A 23,675-nucleotide genomic window follows, 5' to 3' on the forward strand; every position below is an offset into this window, starting at 1 on the left:
CGCCGTTCTGGGCGCCATGGCGCCCGTCGACGGTCCGCGCCCGGCGCCGACGCCGGCTCCAGCGATCGCCGCCGCGCCCGCTCTGGCTCCCGCGCTGGCCCCCGCGCCGGCCCCCGCGCCGGCTCCTCAGCCCCTTCCCTCCGCGGTCTTCACGGCGCCTCCGCCCGAGCTGACGCCGAGGAACATCCCCGTCACCTCGGCGCCCCCCGCGCCGCCGCCTTCGCGCGCCCCCGTCCCGGCGCCCCCGCCGCCCGCGAGCGCGCCGCCGACGAACGCACTGTTCGGCTCCGCCCCGCCCGCCCAGCCGGCGACCCCGGGCGGACTCGGCACCCTGCAGCCGTGGATGCCGCCCTCGGCCGCGGACGCGGCGAAGCCCGCGGCTGCGCCCGCCGCCGCGGCGTCCGCCGCCGCGGCGCCTCCCGTCGCCGCCGCTCCCGTCGAGACCCCCAAGGTCAGCCAGGACGCGACGCAGGCCGAGTACGACGCGTTCGTCGCCAACGGACCCTACGGCCGCGAGGGACAAGCCCTCTTGAAGATGCTCGCGGAGAAGTCGCCGGAGTTCTGCCGCGCGATCCTGCGCCGCACGGTCGTGCGCGGCGCGCCGCTGATCGTCTTCGACGGCGCGCGCGCCGGCTCCGACCGCCGCGCGGGCTTCGCCGTGCCCGATCCCGCCCACCGCGGGGTGACCATCGCCCTCAGCGCGGGGCCGCTGCTCGTCGAGCGCAAGAAGGGCATGTTCTCCAAGACCTTGATCGCGCTCCCCGAGGACCCGCGCGCCTGGGCGGAGCTCGGCGTGGCGCCGCCCGCGCTCGACGCGCTCAAGAAGAACGCGGCCCCGACCGCGCAGGAGAACGGCCCCTGGGGCGTGGTCCGCGTCTACGGCGACCGCAGCCGCCACGGGACCTACTCCCCCCAGGAGCAGGCCGGAGAGCTGCTCGAGCGGCTTCTGCTGCTCGGCCTCGAGCGCGAGGGCTTCGCGTCCTCGACCTACGCGGCCCGCGTCTGGGCGCGCGCCGCCCGCCTGCTGTTCTCCGCGCGCGTCGCCGAGGACTACGGCAGCGACGCCTTCCTCGATCCCGACCGGAGGATGGAGCTGCGCGAGTGGATCGAGCGCGGAGACGAGTCGGCCGACCTGCTCGTCGCCTCGTGGTCCTCCTCCCGGGGCAACGTCCTGGACCCGCGCCGCGGCGGGCCCGAGTCGCAGTCCCGCTACGAACGGCAGGCGCGCGAGTCGTGCACCCGCTCCTTGCTCGCCGACCACCTGGCCGAGGCCGCCCGCAACCTCGCCGCGCGCGTGCGCGCGGTCGAGGCGCTCGCCGAGACCGGCCTGATCACCGCCGACGCCGCGCGCGCCTCGGCGGAGAAGGCCGCGAACGAGGAAGCCGCCGCGCGAAGCGCGCTGCTCGCCTCGCCGCCCGCCTGCGACGGACGCTTCGGCGCCGACGAAGCCGGGCTGCGGCGCTCGTCCGCCCTGCTCGCCGAGGTCTCGCGCGCCGAGCGCGCGTTCCGCGAGCGCAAGTCCCGAGGCTCGAACCATGAATAGCGTCCTCGCCGCCGCCCTCCTGCTCCTGTCCTCCGGCGCGTCGGCCGGAGATTGGCTCGCCGACGCCGACAAGGCCGCGCGCGAGGCCGCGATCCCCGGCGCCGCCAAGCCCGAGGCGCCGAAAGCCGCCTGGACGCCCTTCGTCCCCGCGTCGCGCCTGTTCTCCGGAGAGATCCCGGTCAACGGCTGGTGGCCGATGGAGGAGGAGACCGCGACCGGCTCCGTCTTCCGGCTGCTCGGCGGCGACTCGCAGTCGGGCGCGGTCCGCACCGTTCTGTCCGTGCGCTTCTACGACAAGGACACCCCCGGCTTCCTGCCGATCAAGCAGGCGGTGGACCTGATGCGCCGCGAGAACAAGGAGACCGGCCGCTCGATCACGCCGGTGCGTCCCGTCCGCGTCGGCCTCGGCCTGGCCCGCACCTTCGAGATCGTGGAGACGCGCCGCGTCCCGTCGGACGACGGGCCGTCCTTCGAGGAGGAGCTGCACCATTACGTCGCGGTGATCCCGGTCGGCGAGGCGTACTACCTCGTGCGGCTGGTCTCGTCCCGGGCGACCTACCTCGACTACCGCGACGACTTCGTGCGGTTCCTGAAGTCGCTGCGCTCGCTGTCCCGTTAGGGAAGGGCCTTGAGCTCGGCGCGCAGCTCGAGCACCACGCGAACGTAGTTCTCGGAGTGGTTGTAGGCGTACACCGCGCGCCCGACCGCGGACTCCGGCGTGAACGGCTCGCCGGCGCGATAGCCGTGGCGGGCGAGGTAGTTCGCGGCGCTGCCCAGCGCGTCCGCCCAGCCGAACAGGCCGCGCCGCCCGTCGCCGTCGGCGTCGACCGCGTAGACGTTCGCGCTCGAGGGCATGAACTGCACGAGGCCGAAGGCGCCGGCGTACGAGCCGAGCCACGCGTGCGCGTCCGCGCCCTCGGCGGCGGCGAAGACGAGAAGCTCGGCGAGCTCGCGCACCGCCCAGTCCGAGCGCCTGGGGACCTTCAAGGCGATCGTCCACAGCGCCGAGCCGACCGGCATCTTGCCGGTGTAGGCGCCGAAGCGCGTCTCCACGCCGGCGTGCGCGGCGAGCAGATAAGCGTCCACGCCGAAGCGCCCCTCGGTCGCGGTCAAGGTTCCCCTGTTGTCCGCGAGGAAGCGCGCGCCCGCGGCGAGGCTCTGCGGGTTGATGAATATCCTGCGGTACTCGTCGTACGGCAGGGCCTCGCCCGGCTTGCCGAAGCGGTCGGGGATGCCGGGGATCACCGCGAGGCGCGGATCGGCGAAGAAGGCGTCCACCGCCGCGGCCGGCACGCGGCCGTTCAGGCGGGCGAAGACGCCCGCGCGGACCTGCTCCGGCGTCTTGGCGTCTGGCGCCGCGGCGGGACGCGAGGACTTCGCCATGCGGCCGGCCTCCGCCAGGCCCGCCTGAAGCAGCGAGGCGAAGGCGGCGTCGCCGAAGGCCTGCGCGCGCGCCGGACGGGGGCCCAGGACCGCGGCCGCGACGACGGCCGTCAGGAGGCTCTTCTTCAGGAAGCCGGCGCACAGGCGCGTCAGGCGCTCCCGGCGGTCGAGGAAGTCGTGGGCCGCGCCGCGCTCGACGACGAGCCGGGCGTTCGGGCCGGCGCACTTCGCGATGCGCCGGGAGACGATCACCGGGATCGTCTGGTCCGCGTCCCCGTGCACGAGCAGCAGCGGGGCCTTGATGCGGCTCGCCGCGCGGCCCGGGTCGAAGGCGGTCACGGCTTTCCGGAAGTCGGCGGCCAGCGCCTTCGGCGCGAGCGTGTTCAGAGGCCGGGAGAGGCGCTTGATGAAGTCGATCGTGCCCGGGCCGACCATCTCGGCGCCGCCGGCGGGAGCGACCGCCACGACGGCGCGCAGCTTCGGGTCGCGCGCGGCGGCGTTGAGCGCCGTCCAGCCGCCCATGCTGAAGCCGAACAGGGCCACGCGGCGCGGGTCCACGAACGCAAGCCTGCGCGCGGCCGACAAGGCGGCGGCCGCCTGCGCGGGCAAGGTCGTGAAGCGGTACTTTCCCCCCGAGCCCCAGGCGCCGAGGAAGGAGGGCGCGACCGACGCGATGCCCTGCGCCATCAGGGCGCGCTGGATGTCGACGCTCTTCTCCGAGCCCGGGAAGCCGTGGAGGAACAAGACCGTGGGGAAGCGCCTCGTCTCCGGCCCCTCGGGCCGGTGATAATGGACGAGCATCTTCTGGCCCTTCACCCGGAATATCTCGGTGCCGGCGCGCGCGTTCATACGACGATTCTAGCGCAAATCCCGGCGCTCAAGACTCGCTATAATCTCCGCGTGGCGCAAAACTCCGAAACCCGGCCGCGCGTCGTCCTCGGCGTCGCCGGCGGCAGCGGCTCCGGGAAGTCCTGGCTCGCGAAAGCGGTCGTCGACGCCTTCCCGGAACAGACCACGGTCATCTGCCACGACTGGTACTACCGCCACAACGGGGACCTCGACGAGGCGGAGGCGCTGAAGCTCAACTTCGACCACCCGCGCTCGCTCGACACGGCCCTGATGTGCCGCCAGCTCGACCAGCTCAACGCGGGCCGCGCGATCGACGCCCCGATCTACGACTACGCGACGCACAGCCGCCTGAAGGAGAAGCGGCGCGTCGAGCCGCGCCCGCTGATCATCATCGACGGCATACTCGTGCTCACGGAGAGATCCCTGCGCGACCGGATGACCGTCTCCGTGTTCATCGAGACGCCCGACGACATCCGCCTGATGCGCCGCGTGCGCCGGGACTGCAACGAGAGGCGCGTGGAGCTCGACGAGACCCTGCGCCTGTACGAGGAGTTCGTGCGCCCGATGCACCGGCGCTACGTCGAGCCGTCCTCCCACCACGCCACCTGGATCTGGTCGCAGCTCGAGGACAAGACCTTCCCCAGCCTGCTGATCACCGACCTCAGGCGCCGCCTCTCCGAAAAAGTCCCCGCATGAGCCCCCGGCGCTACCGTCCGAGCTACGAGGCGCGGCCGGTCTTCGAAGGCTTGAGCCGCACCAAGGTCGACACGCCGGCCTTCCAACTGACGTCGGGCGTCGTCCTGTTCGCGGTCGGCCTGATCATGTTCCAGGTGCACCCTCCGGAGGGCGAGTGGACCGCGGGCACCATGGCCTGCTGGAGCGCCGGCGCCTGGGCCGGGGCGATCGCGGGCGGAGTCCTGCTGTTCGCGGCCTTCCAGAGCCTAGCCCGCGCCCGCGCCCGGGTCCAAGCCTTCGCCGCGGGCTCCCCCGACGCGTGGCGGCTCGACTATGATTGGACCCCGGGAGCGATCCGCGACCGAGCCGTGGCCGCGGCCGCCGAGGCCGTGCTCTGGATCGCCGTATCCGGGACGCTCGGCGTCGCCGCCCTGCTGCTCTCGCGCGGCGCCGACCCGCTCGTCCGGATCGTCGCGCTGTGCCTCGTGGGCCTCTCCGCGCTCTGCGCCTGGCTCTCGTCGGGCACCTTGCGGCAGGGGCTCCTGTTCGGGGAATCCGTCCTGCGCTGGGACGGCGGCGGGCCTTTGCGCGCCGGGACCGACTGGACCGGGTCCGTCGCGGTGGCCGAGCGCGTGAGCGCCCCTTACGCCCACCTCCAATTCATCAAGGAGGTCAAGACCGGGAGCGGCGACGAGGTCTCCTACTCCCGCCGGGAACACGACCGCATCGACCTCGCGGCCCGGCTCGAGCGCGCCGCGGACGGGCGGAAGACCCTGCGCCTGACCGCGAGCCTCCCCGCGGACGCGCCGTCGACCGAGCTGTCCCGCGACCCCGCCCGTTACTGGGAGCTGCGCCTCGCCGACGACGCATCGGGCTGGGCGACGACCTTCCTGGTCCCCGTCTACCGCTGACGGCTACTTCCTGCCGGCGACCTCGTCGGCGAGCGCCCCCATCCCGTAGACGGCGCGCAGCGCCTCGAGGATGCCCGAGGAGTGAACCGCGACCGTGCGGTTGCGCGCGTCGTCGTAGGCGTAGCGCCCGACGAGCGAGTGGATGTTGCCGTCGAACACGAGCCCGACGTACTCGCCTTTCGCGTTGACGATCGGCGAGCCGGAATTGCCGCCGATGATGTCGTTGGTGGTCACGAAGTTGACCTTCGTGCCGAGCTTGAGCTTGGCCTTGGCGGCCTTGACGCGCGGCGCGAGGTCGAACGGGGGCTTCTCGGAGTGGCCGATCGCGCGGTCATAGAGCCCGTAAAAGGTCGTGAACGGCGCCACCAGAGTCGTCCCCTGCTCGTAGCCCGCCACCTTGCCGTAGGACATCCGGAGCGTGAAGGTCGCGTCGGGATAGGTGGACTTGCCGTACACGGCGAAGCGCGCCTTGGCGATGCGGTTTCCCTCGGCCACGGTCACGCTCTCGATCTCGTCCTCGTACCACTTGCGCTGCGCGCGGTACACAGGGTCGAGCTTGCGCGCCCAGACGATCAGCGCGTCGTCCGAGTCCGCGACGGCCTTCTCGCCGCCCTCGATCAGCTTCCTGCGCGCGGCGACGTCGAACAGCCTCGTGCCCGCGATCAGGTCCTTGGCGACCTTCGCCGGCTCCCCGCCGCCGATGGCGGCGCGCACGAAGTCGTCGTTCTCGCCGAGCTCGCGGACCGCGTCCTCGAGGGCGCGGCGGAGGAAGAACTCCTCCATGTCGGGATACATCGGCGCCGGGGAGAACAGGCGGAACTTCAGGGACTCGAGAGCCGAGTCGCGGAACTCCTCGTAGCGCTTGTCGTTGGGCTTGGCGACCTCGGCGACGTACCGGACGACGGTGTTGGCCAGGCCCGCGACCTTCGTCGCGTCGAAGCGGCGGTACGTCGTCTGGATGCGGCGGTCGCCGGCCTTCTTGGTCGCCGCGGCGATCTTGTCCCACGAGCCCTTCGCGCCCGCGGTCGACTCGTCCTTGGACTCGGCGACGGACTTGCGCAGCCCGTCCTCGGCGGCCCTCAGCGAGCCCAGGAGCTTCGGATCGAGCAGGCCCTCGTACTCGCCGGTCACGGCCTTGATCGCGTTCTCGATGCCGAAGATGCGGTCCTTGGAGCGGCGCTGCTGCTCGGCGCCGAGCTTGGCGTAGGCGTAGTAGTCCGCGCGCTTCTCGGCGGCGGCCTTCAGGTACAGCGGCAGGCCGAGGTCCCGCGCGTACTCGAGCTGGGCGACGGTGTCGAGGCGGTCGGTGCGGCCCGGATGGCCGGTCACGAAGACGAGCTCGCCGTCGGCGGCGCCGTCCTTGGACCACTTCAAGTAGTGCTCGATCTTCACGGGCTTGCCGTTCTCGTAGACGCGGAAGAACGCGAAGTCGAGCGCGAAGCGCGGGTAGGTGAAGTTGTCGGAGTCGCCGCCGTAGAACGCGGCCTGCAGCTCGGGAGCCATGACGAGGCGCATGTCGGTGTACTTCTTGTAGCGGTACAGCCAGTACTCCCCGCCCTGGTACAGCTCGACGACGTCGGAGCGCAGCCCCGTCTCGTCGGTCGAGGCCTTCGTGATGCGAGAGATCTCCCCCTTGCGCTGCTCGTTCTGGTCCTTGTCGGAGGCCTTCGGGTCCACCGCCCCGCGGACGCGGGCCGTGACGTCCTCCATCGAGACGAGGACGTTGACCTCGAGGTCGGGGCAGGCGATCTCGCCCTTGAGGCCCTTCGCGAAGAAGCCCTCCTTCACGTAGTCCTTCTTCGGCGTGGACATCTTCTGCAGCTGGCCGAGCGCCACGTGATGGTTCGTCAGCACGAGGCCGTTCTTCGACACGAACGCCCCCGAGCCGCCGTCGTTGAAGCGCACCGAGGCCAGGCGCAGGTGGTCGATCCACTCCTGCTTCGGCGTGAAGCCGTAGCGGTCCCTGAGGAGCTTGATCGGGAGGTTGTCGAACGTCCACATGCCCTCGTCGCCGCGCAGCTGCGGCGTCGCGGCGACGGTCAGCGCCGCGGCCATCACGGCGGCGCGTGCGGTGCGATTGCGGGTCTGGGGGGTCGCGGACATGGGAAAGCCTCCTGAAGAAGGCGCTGATTCTAGCAAACCGCCGATATGGCTGGTGCCTGGCATTCCACTTTTTCACTTTTCGTCATGCAACTTTTTCCGGGGCTCATTCGTATGATAGGTATGGGACGACGACCACGCGTTCACTTTTCAGGGGCGGTCTTCCACGCGATAGCTCACGGGGTGGAGGGTCAGGACATCTTCCTCGATGATGCGGACCGCGTGAATTTCCTGGATGACCTGCGCCGTCTGGTCCAAGAATCCGGGGCCAGCCTCCTCGCCTATTGCCTCATGGGCAACCACTTTCACCTCGCGATACAAGTCGGGAACATCACCCTCTCGTCGATCATGCACCGCCTACTGACCCGCCACGCGAAGGCCTTCAATCTGCGTCACGATCGGAAGGGCCATTTGTTCTGGTCTCGCCATGATGAGTTTCTATGCAGCGACGAGAAATACTTGGCCGGCCTGATCCGCTACATCCATATGAATCCGGTCAAAGCGGGGCTCGTGAAGAAGCCCGAAGATTGGCCGTGGTCGAGCTTGGAAGGTAACCCGATGCCCGCGGATGCCGCCGGAGGCATCGATGAATTCGATCCCTGGGCCCGGGTCGAAACAACCCCGCCAGACCTGGTCCGGCCTGCCCAGATCGACATGCCGAGCATCGACGAACTTGGGCTGGGAATCGCCAATAGAATGGGTATCCCGGTCCCGGAACTTCGTTCCAATACCTACTGCAGGCCGGTAGTCGCCGCGAAAAGACTTCTTACCCGGGAGGCCATCAAAAGCGGACACCCACTCGTTGCCATCGGGCGCTGGTTGAATTCGTCACCAGCGACGATAAGCCGCTACGCCCGGAGCAATAGTGAAAAAGTGGAATGCCAGGCACCAATCAGATCGCGACGGTGAAGAAGAACTCGCTGCCTTTGCCGGGCTCGGAGCGCAGGCCGGCCGAGCCGCCGTGGGCCTCGGCGACGCTCTTGACGAAGGCCAGGCCGAGGCCGAAGCCGGGGATCTGGCCGGTGAAGTCCGCGTCGATCTGGTAGAACTTGCGGAAGAGCTTGGGCTGCTCCTCCCCGGGGATGCCGGGGCCGTCGTCCTTGACGGCGAACCGGAGGAAGCCGTCCGTCCGCGCGACGGCCACCTCGACGCCCTTCTTCGGCGCGGGGTTGAACTTCACCGCGTTCTCGACGAGGTTGGCGACGGCCTCCTTGACGAGGAACGCGTCGACCTTCGCCTTCGGCAGCGACGCCGCGGTCTTCGCGTCCCAGGCTACCGTGACGCCCGCCCCGAACTCGAGCCCGCGCAAGGCGGCGTCCACGACGTCCGCCGGCGCGGTCTCCGCGCGGTCGAGGACGATGTTCTCGGGGCTCTGCACGGCGGTGAAGGTGATCAGCTTCTCGACGAGGCGGGCGAGCTTCTCGTCTTCGCCCTGGATCTTGGAGAGCATCTTGCGCTGGTCAGGGCTGAAGTTCTTCTCGTCGCCGCGCAGCAGCTCCAGGTTGCCGAGCGCGATGGCCAGCGGCGTGCGCAGCTTGTGCGAGACGATGGACAGGAAGTTGCGGGCGAGGGACTCCCCCCGCTTCTCGAGCGTCGCGTCGTGGAAGATCATCAGGAAGCCGGCGTGGACGTTGTGGTCGCCGAGCCGGTCGGCCACGCCGGAGAGGATCAGCAGCTGCGGCGCCTCGCGGCGGAGCTCGAACGGCGTGATGCGCGACCTCCCCGCGAGGACGGCCGGGAGCGGGGGCTTGGCCGTGTAATCCGGCGTCACGGCCTCGGCCATGGTGGCCGCCGGGCGGTCCTGGCGGCCGAGCAAAGCGCGGGCGGCGGGGTTCATCAGGAGGACGCGGCCGTCCGGGTCGGTGAGGACCAGCCCCTCGCGCGTGTCGTTGAAGATGTTCGCGAGCTTCTCCTTCTCCTCCTGGAGGCCGCGGAACAGCAGGGAGTTGGCCACGGTCATCTCGTTGAACGCGCGCGCGAGCGTGCCGATCTCGTCCCGGGACTTCACCTCGACCTGGACGCTGAAGTTGCCGCGGCCGGCCTCGCGCGCGGCGGCGGCGAGCTTCGGCAGGGCGCGGGTGATCCAGCCCACGATCAGGATCGTGCCGAGCGCCGACACGAGGGTCGCGACGGCGGCGATCGCGATGATCTTCCGCTTCGGCGCCCGCAGCGCCTCCTCGAGCGAGCGCTCGTTGAAGCCGATGCGGGCCGTCCCCACGCGCCGCGGCCCGACCACGATCGGCGCGCTGAGGTCGTAGACGACGCCTCCCCCGTCCTCCCGATGCCGCTGGAGCTCGACGCGGTCCGAGGCCAGCGCCTTCACCGAGAACGGGTCCGCGAGGCGGTCTCCGATGCGCGTCGGGTCGCTGTGCGAGAGCACCGCCCCGTCCTTGTCGACGACGCCGGCGTAGGTGACCGCCTTCTCCTTGACCATCTCCTCGACGTGGAAATGCAGGGAGAACGGGTCGAGCTTCGGGAAGATCGCCTCGCGCGAGGAGCGCGCGAAGAACTCCGCGCGGACCTTCATCTCGCCGATCAGCCCTTCCTCGATGCCGCTGACGATCTGGCGCGCCATCAGGGCGATGACCGAGAGCACGAGCAGGCAGGTCAGCAGGGAGAGCTTGGCGGAGAGCGAGCGGAGCGGGTTCATCTTCATCAGTAGAGCACCGCGATCTTGAGCTTCTGGGTGCTGACGCGCGAGCCGTAGCGCTTCTCGATCACCGCGACGTAGCCGCCCGGGGACACGCGCATGCCGGAGTCGTTGTTCCCGTTCCAGGTCATGATCTGGTTGCCGCCGGCGAACGCGCGCGCGTCGCTGCGTACCAGGCGCCCCTGGAGCGTGAAGATCTTGAGCGTGACGTCGGCCGCCTCCTCGAGGTAGAAGCCGATCTGCGCGTCGCCGCGAGCGGGGCTGAAGGGGCTCGGCCAGGTGAAGGGCTTGGAGATCGGCACGTTCTGCGCGGGGATGAACACGGGCACCGCCGCGCTGACCGGCGAGAAGAGGCTGTAGACGCCGGCGTTGGAGCGCGCCCGCACCTGGGCGTAGTAGCTGCGGCCGGTGAGCATGCCCGTCGCGGAGTAGGACGCGACGGACACGTTCCCGGCGAACAAGTCGCTGGCGCCCGGCAGCGAGCCGACGATCAGGTTGTAGTCGAGGATGCCGACCGGGCTCGTCGCCTCGGCCCAGGCGAAGACGGCGTTCCCGTCGTACGAGAACGCGCGGTCCGATATCGGCGCGCCCGGGGCCGCGGGCGCCGTCGTGTCCGAGAGGTTGCCCGCGGTCGTCGAGATCACCGTCGAGAAGGCGCTCGGCGTGCCGCTGCGGTTGACGGCGCGCACGCGCAGGAAGTACTGCGTGCCCGGGGTCAAAGTGAAGAAGGTGGCCGACAGCGCGAGCGTGGTCGAGGAGTCGGTCAGCGAGAAGAAGTTGTCCGAGGACACCTGGGCCGTGTACAGCGTGTCCGTGGGGTTGGACCCGGCTGACCACGTGAAGACGCCGCTCGTGATGTGGATCGGCCCCGCGGCCGGCGACGCGGGAACGGCGGCGAGCGTCGCCGTCGACTGTGTCGCGAGGTAGGCCGTAGGGACGCCGTCGAGGTTCACGGCCCGCACGCGGAAGTAATAGGTCGTGTTGGGGGACAGTCCGGCGGGCGATGAGGATACCGCCGCGGCGAAGGTCGTCGAGACCGGCGCCGCGAAAGCCGACGAGGTCGAGGCGTCGAGCTCGTAGGTCGTGTACGAGGGATTCGCCCCGGCCGACCAGCCGAAGGTCAGAGAGGTCGCCGCGAGGGCGCTGAACGCGGGCGCCGAGGGCTCGGCCGCCAAGGTATGCGTGGAGACCGCGTTCGAGGGGAGCGAGTCCCCCCAATCAGTGTAGGCGGTCACGAAGCGCATGTAGGTCGTGTTCGGCGTCAGCCCCGTTTCCGTGGTTCCCGAGGCCAGGCTCGATGCGGTCGTCTGAGGGGTGGAATAGGGCGCCGTGGCGCTCGAAGGGAACAACCGATACGACTGCGAAGCGGCGGGACCGTCGCCGAACGAAGGTGCGGTGCTCCAGGTCCAACTGATCGAGGTCGAGTGGACGGTCGAGGCGGCGAAGGCGGACGCGGAGGAAGCGACGACGCCGAAGCTCACGGAGCCGACGGCTCCCGCCGCCGGCGGAGTGGAAGAATCGACGCTGCCCGAGACGAAGACGCCGCCAGCCGTGCCGGCTGCGGTCGACAGAGTCACGACGCCGAACGAAGACGAGGAGTAGAAGAGCTTGATGCGCCCGCCGCCGCCTCCGCCGCCAGGGGCTTTATTGGGAAAAACGAAACTAGAGGTCACGTTTCCGCCGCCATGCCCCTTGGCCGACAACCGGGATCCGTCCGCGAGCGTGAGCCCCCCCGTCGCTCGCAGAAGGATGGTCCCGCCGCCGCCGCCGCCGCCGCCGCCGGGATGGACCTGGCTCGCGGTGACGGTCACGACGTTGGCCGTCGATCCGTCGACGAGGATCGAGCCCGTGATGGTCATCGACGCGGCCTCGATGTAGATCGCTGCGCCGCCAAAAGCCCCCGCCCCTCCGGCCACGACCGCTCCGCCGCCGCCCCCTCCTCCGCCGGAACCTTGAAAGGCGTCGTCCGCGGAGATCGGGCTCGTCACCGTTCCCGTCGAGCCATAGCCGGCTCCGCCCGCGGCCCCGACGCCGCCGCCGCTGTCGCCCGCGCCTGCGCCGCCCGCGCCTCCGCCTCCTCCTCCGCCGCCTCCTTTGGCCGCCGCCGCGCCGCTACCGCCTCCGCCGGTGCCTCCGCCGGTTCCGCTCGACCCTGAACTGGAAGAGTCGCCGCCCCCGCCGCCGGGCTGGCCCCGTCCCACGCCGTTGATGACGCCCGTGATCGAGACGGTCGAGGCATAGACCACGAGGTTCGGACCTGAGGCGAGCCCCGCGACGAAACCGGTGACGCCCGCCGGCACGGTGAATGAAGAGACGTTCGTATAAACGCCGGAGAGCGTGTCGCCGTTGGCGACGGTGAGCCCTCCGCCTTGGTAGTCTCCGGCGGGCAGCAGCGCGGCGCGGGCCGCGGAGGAGAGCAGAAGCGACGACAGGATCAGCTTCGCGATCATCGGGTGTACCGCAGCGCCGCCTGGATCTTCTCCTTCAAGGTCCGCGCCGAGTCGGAGGACGGGTCGATCTGGAGGAGCTCGTCGGTCAGCGCGTCGGCGGCCTTGTAGCCGCCCTTGAGGTACTGCTCGACGGCGCGGTAGTAGAGCTGCTCGAACTCCTTGCGCTTGGCGGGGGTCAGGTCCTTCTGCACCGAGGCGCGAAGGGACGCCGCGCGCTCCGCCAGGCCCGGCTCGTCGGGAACCTCTCGCAGCGCCGCCTCGACGCTGCGCAGGGCCTCGGAGAAATCCTTCACGGAGGCGTGGGCGTCGGCCTCGGCGAGCTTCGTCTTGACGAGCTCCTTGCCCTGGCGCCGGACCTGCTCGATGAAGCCGGCGACCTGCGCGTTGCCCGGGAAGCGCTTGCGCGCCTTCTCCGCCTCGAGCAGCGCCTGGCGCAGCTGGCCGCGGGTGAGGAAGGTCGAGGCCTGGGCGAGGGCCAAGGCGATCTCGCCGGCCGACTGCGCCTCGCGCAGGCCCTCCAGGCGCGTGCGCTCCTCGACGGACAGGTCCCGGTCGATGCGCGCGAGCTCGCGCGCGGCCTCGGCGTGGTCGCGGTCGAGCTCGAGCACGCCGCGCCAGTACTGGCGGCTGGCGAGCAGGTTGCCCTGGCGGTCCTGCTCGCGCGCGAGCGCCGCGCCGCGCTCGATCATCTGGCGCTTGAGAGACTCGTCCCACTTCGCGGTCGTGTTGTTGATCTTCGCGCGGATCTCGCCGTTGCGCGGGTCGAGCAGCGACGCCGCCTCGAGGTCGCGCAGCGCCTCCTGGATCCGGTCGCGGCGCAGCTCCTCGTCGGCCTTCGCGAGGTACGCCTTCGACAGGCGCGCGCCCTCGACGTAGGACAGCTTGCGGATGCCGCTGCGGATCGTCTCCTCGAGCTCCTCCGGCGTCTGGCCGAAGCGCTGGGTGAAGGTGAACAGGCTGCCGACGCCCAGGTCGCCGAGCGAGGCGGCGTAGTCGAAGCTCGAGTTGCCGAAGCGCACGCCGACGCCGGTGCTCAGGGCCCGGTCGCGCATGCCGAGGCGAAGAGCGAGCAGGCGCTGATACTGGAGCTCGACGCCCCCGGACACCGCGAGGCTCTCGTTCTGCGCCTTCGAGAATTTGAGCGCGGTCAGCGCGCGCATCGACGAGGACAGCTTCCAGAGGTAGGCGGGCGAGACGTCGATCACGCGCGGATAGGCCACCGGCGAGGACACGAAGGTGAGCTTGGGCGCGACGAGGTTCGAGACCATGAGGCCGACCGAGACCCGGTCGTCGGGCGAGAAGATGATCCCGGCGTCGGCGCCGCGCCCGGAAGCCGAGGTCGAGCCGACCGACTCGCTGACGGACTTGACCGTCACGCCGAGGGAGAGCGGCTTCGGGCGCCGCAGCCAGGAGGCGCCCGCGAGCCAGGGCAGAGCGAACGCGCGGCCCCAGCCGCCGGCCAGCGCGCTCTGCGTGATGGAGAAGTTCGACGGCGCGTCGTTGGGGCCGGAGCGCGCCTCGAAGCCGCCGGAGGACTGACGGACGTAGCCGAGCCCGAAGCCTCCCCAGCGCGCGGTAGCCAGGCCGCCGGAGATGAAGTCGAAGGTCGTGTCCTCGAACAAGGTCACGTGCGTGGCGCCGGCCTCGGGCTTGGCGAGGCGGGCCAGGCCCGCGGGGTTCCAGGACAGGGCGGTCGCGTCGTCGACGACGGCCGTCATCGCGCCGCCGAGCGCCGCGCCGCGCGCGTTCGCGTCCTGGCGCAGGAAAGCGCCCGCGCCCGCCTGCCCCCACGCGGTGAGAGGCGAGGAGACGGCGTATAATAGGAAAAGAACGAGGCGGGATATCTTCAAGACGCCCACGAAGGGTAACAGGGATAATAGGATTTGGTCAAGCGCTCCGATGTTTTCTAAAGTAGACGCATGGCGAAGCTTCTCATCATCGAGGACGACGGGGACCTCCAGCAGGTGCTCTCGGTCGTATTCAACCGCGAGGGCTACGAGCTGCACTACGCCTTCAACGGCAAGGAGGGCTACGACAAGATGCTCGCGGTGCAGCCCGACGTGGTGCTGCTCGACCTGATGCTGCCCGTGCTCAACGGCGTCGAGGTGCTCAAGCTCGTCACGACCAACACCTCGCTCAAGGACATCCCGATCATCGTCATGACCGCGCACGGAGACAAGGCGGACATGCTCGAGCATTCGATCAAGGCCCAGGGCGTGCGCGCCTACCTGAAAAAGCCTTTCGAGCTCGGGGAGATCCGCTCCCTCGTGCGGCGCATGCTGACCCAGTATCCGCGCAATCCGGTGACCGCCGCGGAGATCGCCAAGGGCGAGGTCCGCCTCGACGTCAAGTTCCGCACGGTGTGGGTGAAGGACCGGATGGTGGCCACCTTGTCGCCGATGAAGGCCGCCGTGCTCCAGGCGCTGCTGGAGGCCAAGGGCGCGGTCAAGCGCGAGAAGCTGCTGCAGGCGGTCTGGGGCGACAAGAGCTCGGTGCCCGCGATGGAGAAGACCATCCAGCGCCTGCGCGAGGATCTCGGCGCCGAGGGACGGCGCCTGCAGACCACCGCCGAAGGCTACGAGATCGTCGGCTGACCGCCGCTGACAACTCCTGACAGGAGCGGTCTTGCCCTTCCCGAGGGGCCTGCTATCCTTAGGGCATCAGACGCCTCGCCCCCCTCGTCGTGCTCGCTCTTAACGCCTCCTGGCTCGGGGCCATTTCCTCTTATAGCCGCGCCGCGGAGTGGACCGCGACGACGGCGCTGCCGGACTCCATTCAAGGTCACGCCCTCGTCTATTCCTCCAATCGCCTGTTCCACACCGGCGGGATCAGCTACAACGGAGGAATCCTCGACGGGGTGAAGGTCTATTCCGCCTCGGCTTCGGACGCGGGCGCGGTGGGCGCCTGGACCGCCGGCGCGCCTTTGCCGGAAGCGGTGTACTACCACGCGGGCGCGACGGTCAACGGTCATCTGTACGTCCTCGGCGGCTTCCACTACACGGACGCGGACGGCATGGTCGTGTCGAACGTCGTGTACCGTTCGAAGATCGGCTCCGACGGCGCCGCCGGCGCCTGGCAGACGACGACGGCCCTGCCCGAGCCCGTCTTCTTCCCGAGCGCCGCCGTCTGGAGCGGCCGCATCTACATCACCGGCGGCTGGAACGGCTCGACCTTGGTCAACAAGGTCTACTCGGCCGAGGCGCGCGAGGACGGGAGCCTCGGCCCCTGGGTCGCGCAGAAGTCCCTGCCCGAGGCCGTTTACACCCATGCCGCGGTCTCCAACGGCACCCTCTACGTGCTCGGCGGCACCGTCAACGGCGGCGCGGACATCCAGAATTCGGTCTACTTCGCCAAGATCAACGCCGACGGCACCCTCGACGACTGGGCCGCGACGACCCCGCTGCCGTCGCCGGTCTCCAACCACGGCGCCGTGGTGGCCAACGGCCGGGTGATGGTCTTCGGCGGCTGGACCGGCGCGGCGCCGACGGCGTCGGTCAACGCCGCCGCGGTCGAGCCCGCCGGCGGCCTCGCGCCATGGTCGGCCGAGACCCCGCTGCCGCGCCCGCTGTACCTGTTGGCGTCGGCCGCGAGCCCCTCCCACATCTTCGTCAGCGGCGGCATCGACTCCGTCGACACCCGCGGCGAGGTGTACTCCCTGCCGCTTCCCCCCGCGCCGGCTCCGCTCCCGCCGCCCCCCCCGACGGACGCCCTGCCGCCGCGCACGACGATCGCCTTCGGCAGCCCGTTTTACGGAGGGGCCCCTTTCATCTCGCCCGATACCCCCGCGTCGCTCGCGGCGGTCGACGACGCGACGGCCGTCGGCGACGGGGCCGGCGTCGGCGTCGCCTCCACGCAGTGGGCCGTCGACGACGGGACCTTCACCGCGTACACCGCGCCGATCCGCCTGACGGCCGACGGCGGCCACTGGATCCGCTTCCGCAGCGTCGACGCCCTGGGCCACGCCGAGGACCTGCGCGCCTCGTCGGCCGCGGTCGACGGGACGCCCCCCGCGTCCGCGCTCGAAGTCGGCTCGCCGAAGGCCGTGCTCTCGACCGGGAAGGTCGTCGTCGGACCCGGCACCGCGCTCGCCGTCTCCGCCGCGGACCCCGTCGTCAACGGCGCGGCCTCCGGCGTCGCCGCGACGCTCGCCGCCGTCGACGGCGGCGCGCTCGCCGCCTCGTCTTCGTCCTTCGTCCTCCCCGCCGCCGACGGCGCCCACGAGATCTCGATGCGCTCGACCGACAACGTGGGCAACGAGGAGTCCGTCCGCCGCGAGACGGTGTACCGCGACGGGACGGCGCCCGTCACCGCGATCGCCTTCTCCGCCGCGCCGTACGCGTCCCCCTCGGGCCCGATCTACGGCGCCGGCCTCGAGATCGGCTTCACCGCCTCGGACCCGGTCTCCGGCGGCGTGGCCGCGGGCGTGCATCACACCGAGTTCGCCTTCGACGGCGGCGCCTCGACGAAGTACGCGGGCCCGTTCGGCGCGGCCGAGGGCGCGCGCACGCTCTCCTACCGCAGCGTGGACTCCGTGGCGAATGAGGAGCCGTCCCGCGTCGTCGCCTTCCAGGTGGACGCCACGCCGCCGATGAGCTCCCTCTCGGTCTCGGGCGGGACGACGTTGTTCGGCGAGGACCTGGCCGCGTCCGGCTCTCAGATCTCCCTGTCCGCCGAGGACCCCGTCTCCGGCGGCGTCGCCTCCGGGGTCGCGAGCCTCGTCTACAGCGTGGACGGCGGCGCCGACCAGGCCTATGCCGGCCCCTTCTCCGTCGGCGAAGGCCGCCACACGGTGAGCTTCGGCGCGGTGGACCGCGCGGGCAACGCCGAGGACCGCCGCACCGCCGCGGTCTCTCCCGGAGCCTTCCTGACCGCCGCGCTCACGGGCCTCGACTCGGTCGACTTGTCGGGCAAGGCCAAGGTCACGGGCGACGTCGTCGGCCTGACCGTGACCGTGAACGGCCAAAGCTCGGTCACCGGGACGATCACCCGGGGCGCGGCCGCCGCGCCGGCCTACGATCTGGACGCGGCGCGGGCCTGGGCGCAGGCCGACAACGACAACGCGGCGATCCCCGCCGCGTATCTCAAGGACGGCGCGCTGGCCTTGACCGGCGGCAGCCTGGAGCTTCCCGAAGGCGACTATTACTTCACGGGCCTGAGCCTGGCCGGGCAGTCGCGGCTGACCGTCGCGGGGCGGGTCAACGTCTTCCTTCACGGCCCGCTGTCGGTCGAAGGCGGCGCCGAGCTCAACGCGGAGGGCGCGGCGGACGGCCTGTGGATCGTCGCCGACGCCGGGGACGCGAGCGTGGCCGGAAACGCCCGCTCGGCGTTCAACCTGTTCGCCCCGCGCTCCGCGGTCAGCGTCGCCGGCGGCGGGCAGTTCGCCGGCCGGGTGCTCGCCCGGACCGTGGCGGTGTCCGGCAAGGCCGTCCAGCCGTCCACGACGGGGCTTCCGCCGTCGACGCACGCTCCGAAGGGACCCTCGACCCGCGCGCCGCGCGCCGCCCGCGAAGGGAAGGGAACCGCGGGCGGCGGCCACGCCGGGGGGCGCGACGAGGAGGTCGCGTCCTCGACCCTCGAGCGGCGCGCCCCCCGCAAGGAGACGAGCGGCCCGGTCCAGCCCGCGCCGAGTTCCCTCTCCTCCGCGGTCCCCGAGGTCCGCTCCGCGCGCGCGACCCGCGTGAAGTCCTCGATGCCCGCCCTGGCCTTGTCGGCCCGCGCGGCCTTCTCGTCCGTCGGCCGCGAGGCCCACGCCGTGCGCTCCAAGGACCGCACCGCGGTCGTCTTCCCCGAGGGCGCGGTCACCTCCCCGGTCGGCGTGACCGTGTCCACGCCCAAGACGAGCGACCTCATCGAGACCCGGCGCCGGGCCTCCGTCGAGTCGCGCAAGGGCCTCGTCGCGGCGTCCGCGGGCGTGCAGTACGGTCCCGAGGGGACCCGCTTCGCCAAGCCCGTCACCTTGGAGCTGCCCTACGACCGCGCGGCCCTCCCGAAGGGAGTCTCCGAGAGCGACCTCGCCGTCCACTACTGGAACCCGGTCCTCGGCGACTGGGAGAAGCTCGACTCGAGCGTGGACGCCCGCGATCAGATCGTCCGCGCCCAGACCACGCACTTCTCGCTGTACCAGGTCTTCGGCGGCGGCTCCCCCGCGTCGGCGCCGTCGGGCCCCAACGACCCGACCTTCGCGGTCCACGCCGGCTACGCCTTCCCCAACCCCTCGCGCGGCGGCGCTCCGGTCGTCATCCGCGTCCAGCCCGGCCTCGCCGACTCGGTCTCGGTGCGCGTCTACGACCTCTCCGGCCGCATGGTGCACGAATCCTCGAATTTCACGAACCGCGGCGGGGTCGACGACGGGAACGGCTTCGGCTCGCAGTTCACCTTCGAGCACGTCTGGGACGTCGCCGGCGTGGGCTCGGGCGTGTACAACTTCGTCGTCACGGGGCGCAAAGCCGGCGCGAGCGACATCAAGGCGACCGGCAAGGTCGGGGTGATCAAATGAGGCTCCTCCTCCCCGCCCTGCTGCTTCTGGCCGCCGGCGCGGTCCGCGCGGCCGAAACCGCCGCCTTCCTCGACATCGGCGTCGGCGCCCGCGGCATCGGCATGGGCGGCGCCTACACGGCCCTCGCGGACGATTCCAGCGCGGTGTACTGGAACCCCGCCGGCCTCGCCCGCGTGGAGAAACGCGAGGTCTCGGTCAGCCACGCCGAGCTCGGCCTCGGCACGCGCGAGGACTTCCTCGCCTACGCCCATCCGACCTCGCGCGGAACCGTCGCCGCGGCGATGACCTACCTGAGCCAGGGCGCCATCTCCGGCCGCGACGCGACCGGCCGGCCGACCGGCGACTTCCAGGCCTCGGACGCGGCCTTCGCCGGCGCCTACGCGGTCAAGGCCGAGGTCGCGGACCTGGGCGTCTCCGTGAAGTACCTGCGCAGCCACATCGCCTCCTCCGAGGCGCAGGGCGTGGCCGCCGACCTCGGCGCGCGCCGGGCCTTCGACGGCGCCGGCCCCGGCAAGCTCGTCGTCGGCGCCGCGCTGCGCAACATGGGCCCGGGCCTGAAATACGACGATCAGCGCAACGACCTGCCCCTGCGCCTCGCCGGCGGCGCGGCCTACTCGTTCGCCGCCGGGCGCACGCTCGCCTTCGAGATCCAGAGCGCGCCGCGCGGCGGCGGCGCCGACGGAGGCTTCGGCGGCGAGTTGAAGGTCATGGAGGGCGCGCTCCTGCGCCTGGGTTGGTCGACGAAGAGCGCCGCGCCGGAGGGCTCCGGCTTCGACGCCGCGCGCGGCCTCACGGTCGGCCTCGGACTCGAGCGCTCCGGCTTCCTGTTCGACTACGCGGCGCAGGCCGCGGGAGAGCTCGGCGCGGCCCACCGCTTCACGCTCGCGAAGCGGTTCTGAGCCCGGCGCCTAACCGCCGACGCGCTTGACCTTGTACCCGTCGGCGAGGAGGAGCTTCTCGATCTTGTCGCGGTGGTCGCCCTGGAACTCGAAGCTCCCGTCCTTGAGCGTCCCGCCGCAGCCGAGCGCCTTCTTGAGGCGGCCCAGCATCGCGTCCTTGTGGGTCGGGTGCATCACGAGCCGCTCGACGCGGGTGACGCCGGAGCCCTTCGCGCCCCGCTGGAACGAGAGCCGCACGGGCTCGGGCTGGCGGGGCGTTCCGGGCTTCCCCCAGTCGGGATCGCTCGAGTACACGACCTTGTCGCTCATGACTGAAAGAACTCCAGGAGGCGGGGGTTCGCGCGCTCGGGCGCGTCCTCCTGAGGGGCGTGGCCGCAGGCGTCGAGGATGCAGAGGGTCGCGTTGGGCATCTCTTTGACCAGCCGCTCCGCGCCCGCGCGGCCGACCATCTTGTCGAGCTCGCCGACGAGCACGAGAGTCGGGTGGGTCACGTCGCGGTAGCGCTTGATGCGCTCGCGGTGGTCGGGCGGGATCGCGCGGCGGACGAACTCGGCCACCGCGCGGCGGCCCGCGGCGCTCTTCAGCGCGTGGCCGTACTCGGCGACCATCCGCTCGTCGACCTTGCTCTTGTCGACGAAGGTGGCGTTGGCGATGTACCGCAAGGTCACGTCGCCCAACGCCCACTCGTAGAGGCCGCCGATCACGGGCCAGGACAGGGGCCAGAGCATCTTCGGCCGGTTCTCGACGTAGGCGGGCGTGCCGAACAGCGCCATGCGTTCGACCCGGGACGGGGCCTCCATCGCGGTCCACAGCGACAGCACGCCGCCCATCGAGTTCCCGGCGAAGCGCGCGCTCTTGATCCCGGCGTGATCCATGAACTTCAGGATCCAGGCATGCAGGCCGTGGATCGAGTAGTCGAAATCCCAGGGCTTGTCGGTGCGGCCGAAGCCGGGCAGGTCGGGCGCGAACACCTCGTAATGCTTGGCCAATTCGGGGAGGGCGTAGCGCCAGGAATAGGACGACGCCCCCAGTCCGTGGAGCAGGATCACCGGCTCGCCCTTCCCCCCGCGCAGCACGTTGGTCTTGAGGCCGGCCACCGTCATCGTCTCGGTGCGGATCACCCCTGTATTGTAGCGGTAATATCGGATAAATCCAGAGACCTCTGGACCCATGTTCCAGGGACCGGGAGGCCCTCCCCGGACGGCGGGTTTTTCGCCTATCCTTCCAGGATGACGCGACGCTCATTCTCCGCGCTCCTGGCCGCGGTCCTCGGCCTGGCCCCGTTCCCGGCCTGGTCCCAGGTCGGCCGCGTCTCCCTGCGGGCCCCCTCCGCTCCCGCCCTGAACGTCTCGGCCGGCGCGCTCAACGCGGCGAGCGTCTCCCCCCTCCCGCCCGCCTCCTTGGCGCCCGCCCTCGCGCCCGTTCTCGCGCCGGCCCTGACCGCGCCGGTCCTCTCCGCTCCCGCCCTCCCGGCGAAGGCGACGCGCCCCGCCGATCGGCCGAAGGCGCCGCAAAGCCCCGTCGCCCTGTCTCCCGTCCGCGTCCTGGCCCAGGCGGCCGAGCGGGCCGCCGTCGCTCCCGAAACCATCGGCCGGCTGTACGACGACGCCCCCGCCGCCCCCGATTTCGCCGCGTTGACCTCGGTGAGGACGCCGGAGGCGCCCGCTCCCTGGCGCCCTTCCGCATTCCTCTTGAAGCCCGCGGCCGCGGCCGTCAACGCCTGGCGCCGCTCCGGCCACGAGAAGCGCCTCGGCCGCCTCGGCCCCGGAGAGCGGGTCACCACCGAAGAGATCGGCATGAGGCAGACCTTGTCCGAGGCTCACGACGCCCTCGCCGCCGGGCGCCTGCAGGACGCCCTCGAGGGCCTGACCCGCCTGTTCAAGGGCGCCGGCGCCAACCGCTGGTATCGCGCCAACCCCGTCTACGCGCCCTATCAGCGCCAGGGCCACGACTACATCCGCTTCGTCGAGCGCGCGGTCAAGCTCGCCTACGAGCGGGCGCACGGCCGCGCGCGCGACGCCGCCCTCATCGCCGAGGCCCGCGCCGCCGCGCGCTCCGGCGGCCTCCTCGGCCATGAATGGCGCACGACCGCCATACAGGACCGCGGCTCGGCCCACTGCGCGCATCACGCCCTGTTCAACGCGATCTCGGCCTCCGTCGGCTTCGTCTACCCGCTCTCCGTGCACCGCTTCATCGAGCGCGCCCGCGAGACCCTCAACGTGCGCGCGGAGACGCTGACGGGCAAGACGGGCGCCGAGCTCGCCGCCCTCGAGCGCGGCCTCGGCCTCAAGCTCGGCGTCGACGTCGGCGAGGGCATGGGTACCGCGGAGATCGAGAAGTGGGCGCAGGCCCTCGGGATGAGCTTCGAGGCCCGCGGCCCGCCTCACGGCGACGCGCGCTGGAGCGCGCTGCTCGGCTCCGGCAAGGAGGTCCTGATCAGCCTGCGCCTGTTCCACGAGCGCTTCAAGCACTCGCCCGAGGAGCGCGCGCTCCACGGCCACGACTACGAGACGCTCCACCACGAGGTCTACCTGCTCGGCGCCTTCGACAGCCCCTCGCGCGGCGTCCGCCTGTACATGGTCCAGGACTCCGGCTCGGGCGCCACCGATCTCTACACCGCCGAGGAGCTCTCCGCCGCCGCCTCCGGCCTCCAGCTCGTCGGGACGCCGTCCCCGGTGGCCCTGCCGTGAGCGCCGCCCTCGACGCCTTCGCCGCGGCCCTGCCCAAGGCCGAGCTCCATCTCCACATCGAGGGGACCTTGGAGCCCGAGCTCATGTTCGAGCTCGCGCGCCGCAACTCGGCCAAGCTCCGGTTCTCCTCGGTCGAGGCGATCAAGGCGGCCTACGCCTTCGACGGCCTGCAGAGCTTCCTCGACGTCTACTACGAGGGCGCCGGGGTGCTGCGCACCGAGCGCGATTTCCACGACCTGGCATGGGCGTACTTCGTCCGCGTGGCGCCCATGAACGTGAGGCACGCAGAGATCTTCTTCGACCCGCAAACGCACACAAGTCGTGGCGTTCCATATGAGGCCGTGATTTCCGGCCTGACCCGAGCATGCCGCCGTGCCGAGAAAGAATTGGGCATCACCTCGAAGCTCATCCTTTGCTTTCTCCGGCATCTCGACCAGGAATCCGCCCTCGAGACCTTGGCCGAAGCCCTTCCGTTCGGCGGCCTCTCCGGCGTCGGCCTCGACTCCTCGGAAAAGGGCCGCCCTCCGTCGCTGTTCAAGGACGTGTTCGCCAAGGCCCGCGCCGCCGGCCTGCGCTGCGTGGCTCACGCCGGCGAGGAAGGCCCCCCGTCCTACATCGTCGAGGCGTTGGATCTCCTCATGGTCGAGAGGATCGACCACGGCGTCCGCTGCCTCGAGGACCCCGAGCTGGTCAAGCGCCTCGCCGCCGAGGGGACGGCCCTGACCGTCTGCCCCCTCTCCAACCACAGGCTCCGCGTGTTCGCCGCGCTGGAGGACCACAACCTGAAGGACCTGCTCGCGGCGGGGGTGCTCGCCTCCGTCCACTCCGACGACCCCGCCTACTTCGGCGGCTACGTGGACGCCAACTACCGGGACACCGCGCGGGCCCTGGGGCTGACGAAGGCCGATCTGAGAACCCTGGCGCGGAACTCCTTCCTGTCGTCCTGGCTGAGCGGCCCCGAGAAGGACCGGCACCTCGCCGCGATCGACGGGATCACGGCCTCCTGACCCCCGATCCGCGGGGGTTTCA

At 71.2% G+C, this 23,675-nt stretch carries 16 protein-coding genes; 9 read left to right on the forward strand and 7 right to left on the reverse strand.

Annotated elements, in window-relative coordinates; translation table 11 throughout:
- The first annotated feature begins 16 nt into the window (after positions 1-16).
- A complete protein-coding gene (locus tag HYV14_10105; protein MBI2386351.1) occupies positions 17-1,543 on the forward strand; it encodes a hypothetical protein in 1,527 nt (508 codons plus the stop codon).
- Entirely contained in the window at positions 1,536-2,162 is a 627-nt protein-coding gene (locus tag HYV14_10110) for a hypothetical protein (GenBank protein MBI2386352.1), read from the forward strand. Before HYV14_10105 ends, HYV14_10110 begins: the two co-directional genes overlap by 8 nt.
- Here the strand turns inward: HYV14_10110 and HYV14_10115 are convergent.
- On the reverse strand, positions 2,159-3,775 hold the full coding sequence (locus HYV14_10115) for an alpha/beta fold hydrolase (GenBank protein ID MBI2386353.1): 1,617 nt from the start codon (positions 3,773-3,775) through the stop codon (positions 2,159-2,161). The genes HYV14_10110 and HYV14_10115 overlap by 4 nt on opposite strands.
- A gap of 51 nt (positions 3,776-3,826) precedes the next feature.
- Between HYV14_10115 and udk the strand changes: the two genes are divergently transcribed.
- Positions 3,827-4,471, forward strand: coding sequence for a uridine kinase (gene udk, locus HYV14_10120; protein MBI2386354.1), 645 nt, complete (start codon positions 3,827-3,829; stop codon positions 4,469-4,471).
- Positions 4,468-5,361: a hypothetical protein gene (locus HYV14_10125; GenBank protein ID MBI2386355.1), complete on the forward strand. Its 894-nt coding sequence runs from the start codon at positions 4,468-4,470 to the stop codon at positions 5,359-5,361. Before udk ends, HYV14_10125 begins: the two co-directional genes overlap by 4 nt.
- A gap of 3 nt (positions 5,362-5,364) precedes the next feature.
- Here HYV14_10125 and HYV14_10130 read toward each other — a convergent pair whose 3' ends face one another.
- Entirely contained in the window at positions 5,365-7,464 is a 2,100-nt protein-coding gene (locus HYV14_10130) for a S46 family peptidase (protein ID MBI2386356.1), read from the reverse strand.
- A gap of 45 nt (positions 7,465-7,509) precedes the next feature.
- Between HYV14_10130 and HYV14_10135 the strand changes: the two genes are divergently transcribed.
- On the forward strand, positions 7,510-8,370 hold the full coding sequence (locus HYV14_10135) for a transposase (protein MBI2386357.1): 861 nt from the start codon (positions 7,510-7,512) through the stop codon (positions 8,368-8,370).
- Here HYV14_10135 and HYV14_10140 read toward each other — a convergent pair.
- From HYV14_10140 to HYV14_10150, 3 genes are read right to left on the reverse strand one after another with little or no spacing between them, the layout of a single operon-like run.
- Positions 8,354-10,111, reverse strand: a complete 1,758-nt coding sequence (locus HYV14_10140; GenBank protein MBI2386358.1) for a HAMP domain-containing protein — start codon at positions 10,109-10,111, stop codon at positions 8,354-8,356. The two genes, HYV14_10135 and HYV14_10140, sit on opposite strands and share 17 nt — an antisense overlap.
- 5 nt (positions 10,112-10,116) lie before the next feature.
- On the reverse strand, positions 10,117-12,561 hold the full coding sequence (locus HYV14_10145; GenBank protein MBI2386359.1) for a fibronectin type III domain-containing protein: 2,445 nt from the start codon (positions 12,559-12,561) through the stop codon (positions 10,117-10,119).
- Positions 12,558-14,411: a hypothetical protein gene (locus tag HYV14_10150; protein MBI2386360.1), complete on the reverse strand. Its 1,854-nt coding sequence runs from the start codon at positions 14,409-14,411 to the stop codon at positions 12,558-12,560. Before HYV14_10150 ends, HYV14_10145 begins: the two co-directional genes overlap by 4 nt.
- A gap of 69 nt (positions 14,412-14,480) precedes the next feature.
- Between HYV14_10150 and HYV14_10155 the strand changes: the two genes are divergently transcribed.
- The 3 genes from HYV14_10155 to HYV14_10165 all read left to right on the forward strand — a co-directional run bounded on the left by HYV14_10155 (position 14,481) and on the right by HYV14_10165 (position 19,956).
- Positions 14,481-15,155 carry a response regulator transcription factor gene (locus tag HYV14_10155; GenBank protein ID MBI2386361.1) on the forward strand — a complete coding sequence of 225 codons (675 nt, stop codon included), beginning with the start codon at positions 14,481-14,483 and terminating at the stop codon, positions 15,153-15,155.
- An 89-nt stretch (positions 15,156-15,244) separates the two neighbouring features.
- Entirely contained in the window at positions 15,245-19,057 is a 3,813-nt protein-coding gene (locus tag HYV14_10160; protein ID MBI2386362.1) for a hypothetical protein, read from the forward strand.
- Entirely contained in the window at positions 19,054-19,956 is a 903-nt protein-coding gene (locus HYV14_10165) for a PorV/PorQ family protein (protein ID MBI2386363.1), read from the forward strand. The genes HYV14_10160 and HYV14_10165 overlap by 4 nt, the downstream gene beginning before the upstream one ends.
- A 9-nt stretch (positions 19,957-19,965) precedes the next feature.
- On the opposite strand, the gene HYV14_10170 is transcribed toward HYV14_10165, so the two are convergent.
- The gene (locus HYV14_10170; GenBank protein MBI2386364.1) at positions 19,966-20,265 is read right to left on the reverse strand and encodes a translation initiation factor; all 300 of its coding nucleotides are present in this window, start codon (positions 20,263-20,265) and stop codon (positions 19,966-19,968) included.
- Positions 20,262-21,077, reverse strand: a complete 816-nt coding sequence (locus HYV14_10175) for an alpha/beta fold hydrolase (protein ID MBI2386365.1) — start codon at positions 21,075-21,077, stop codon at positions 20,262-20,264. Before HYV14_10175 ends, HYV14_10170 begins: the two co-directional genes overlap by 4 nt.
- Before the next feature lie 956 nt (positions 21,078-22,033).
- Here HYV14_10175 and HYV14_10180 point away from each other — a divergent pair.
- On the forward strand, positions 22,034-23,653 hold the full coding sequence (locus HYV14_10180) for an adenosine deaminase (protein ID MBI2386366.1): 1,620 nt from the start codon (positions 22,034-22,036) through the stop codon (positions 23,651-23,653).
- Positions 23,654-23,675: the final 22 nt, after the last annotated feature.

It is taken from the genome of Elusimicrobiota bacterium (assembly GCA_016182905.1).
Lineage (GTDB): Bacteria > Elusimicrobiota > Elusimicrobia > UBA1565 > UBA9628 > GWA2-66-18.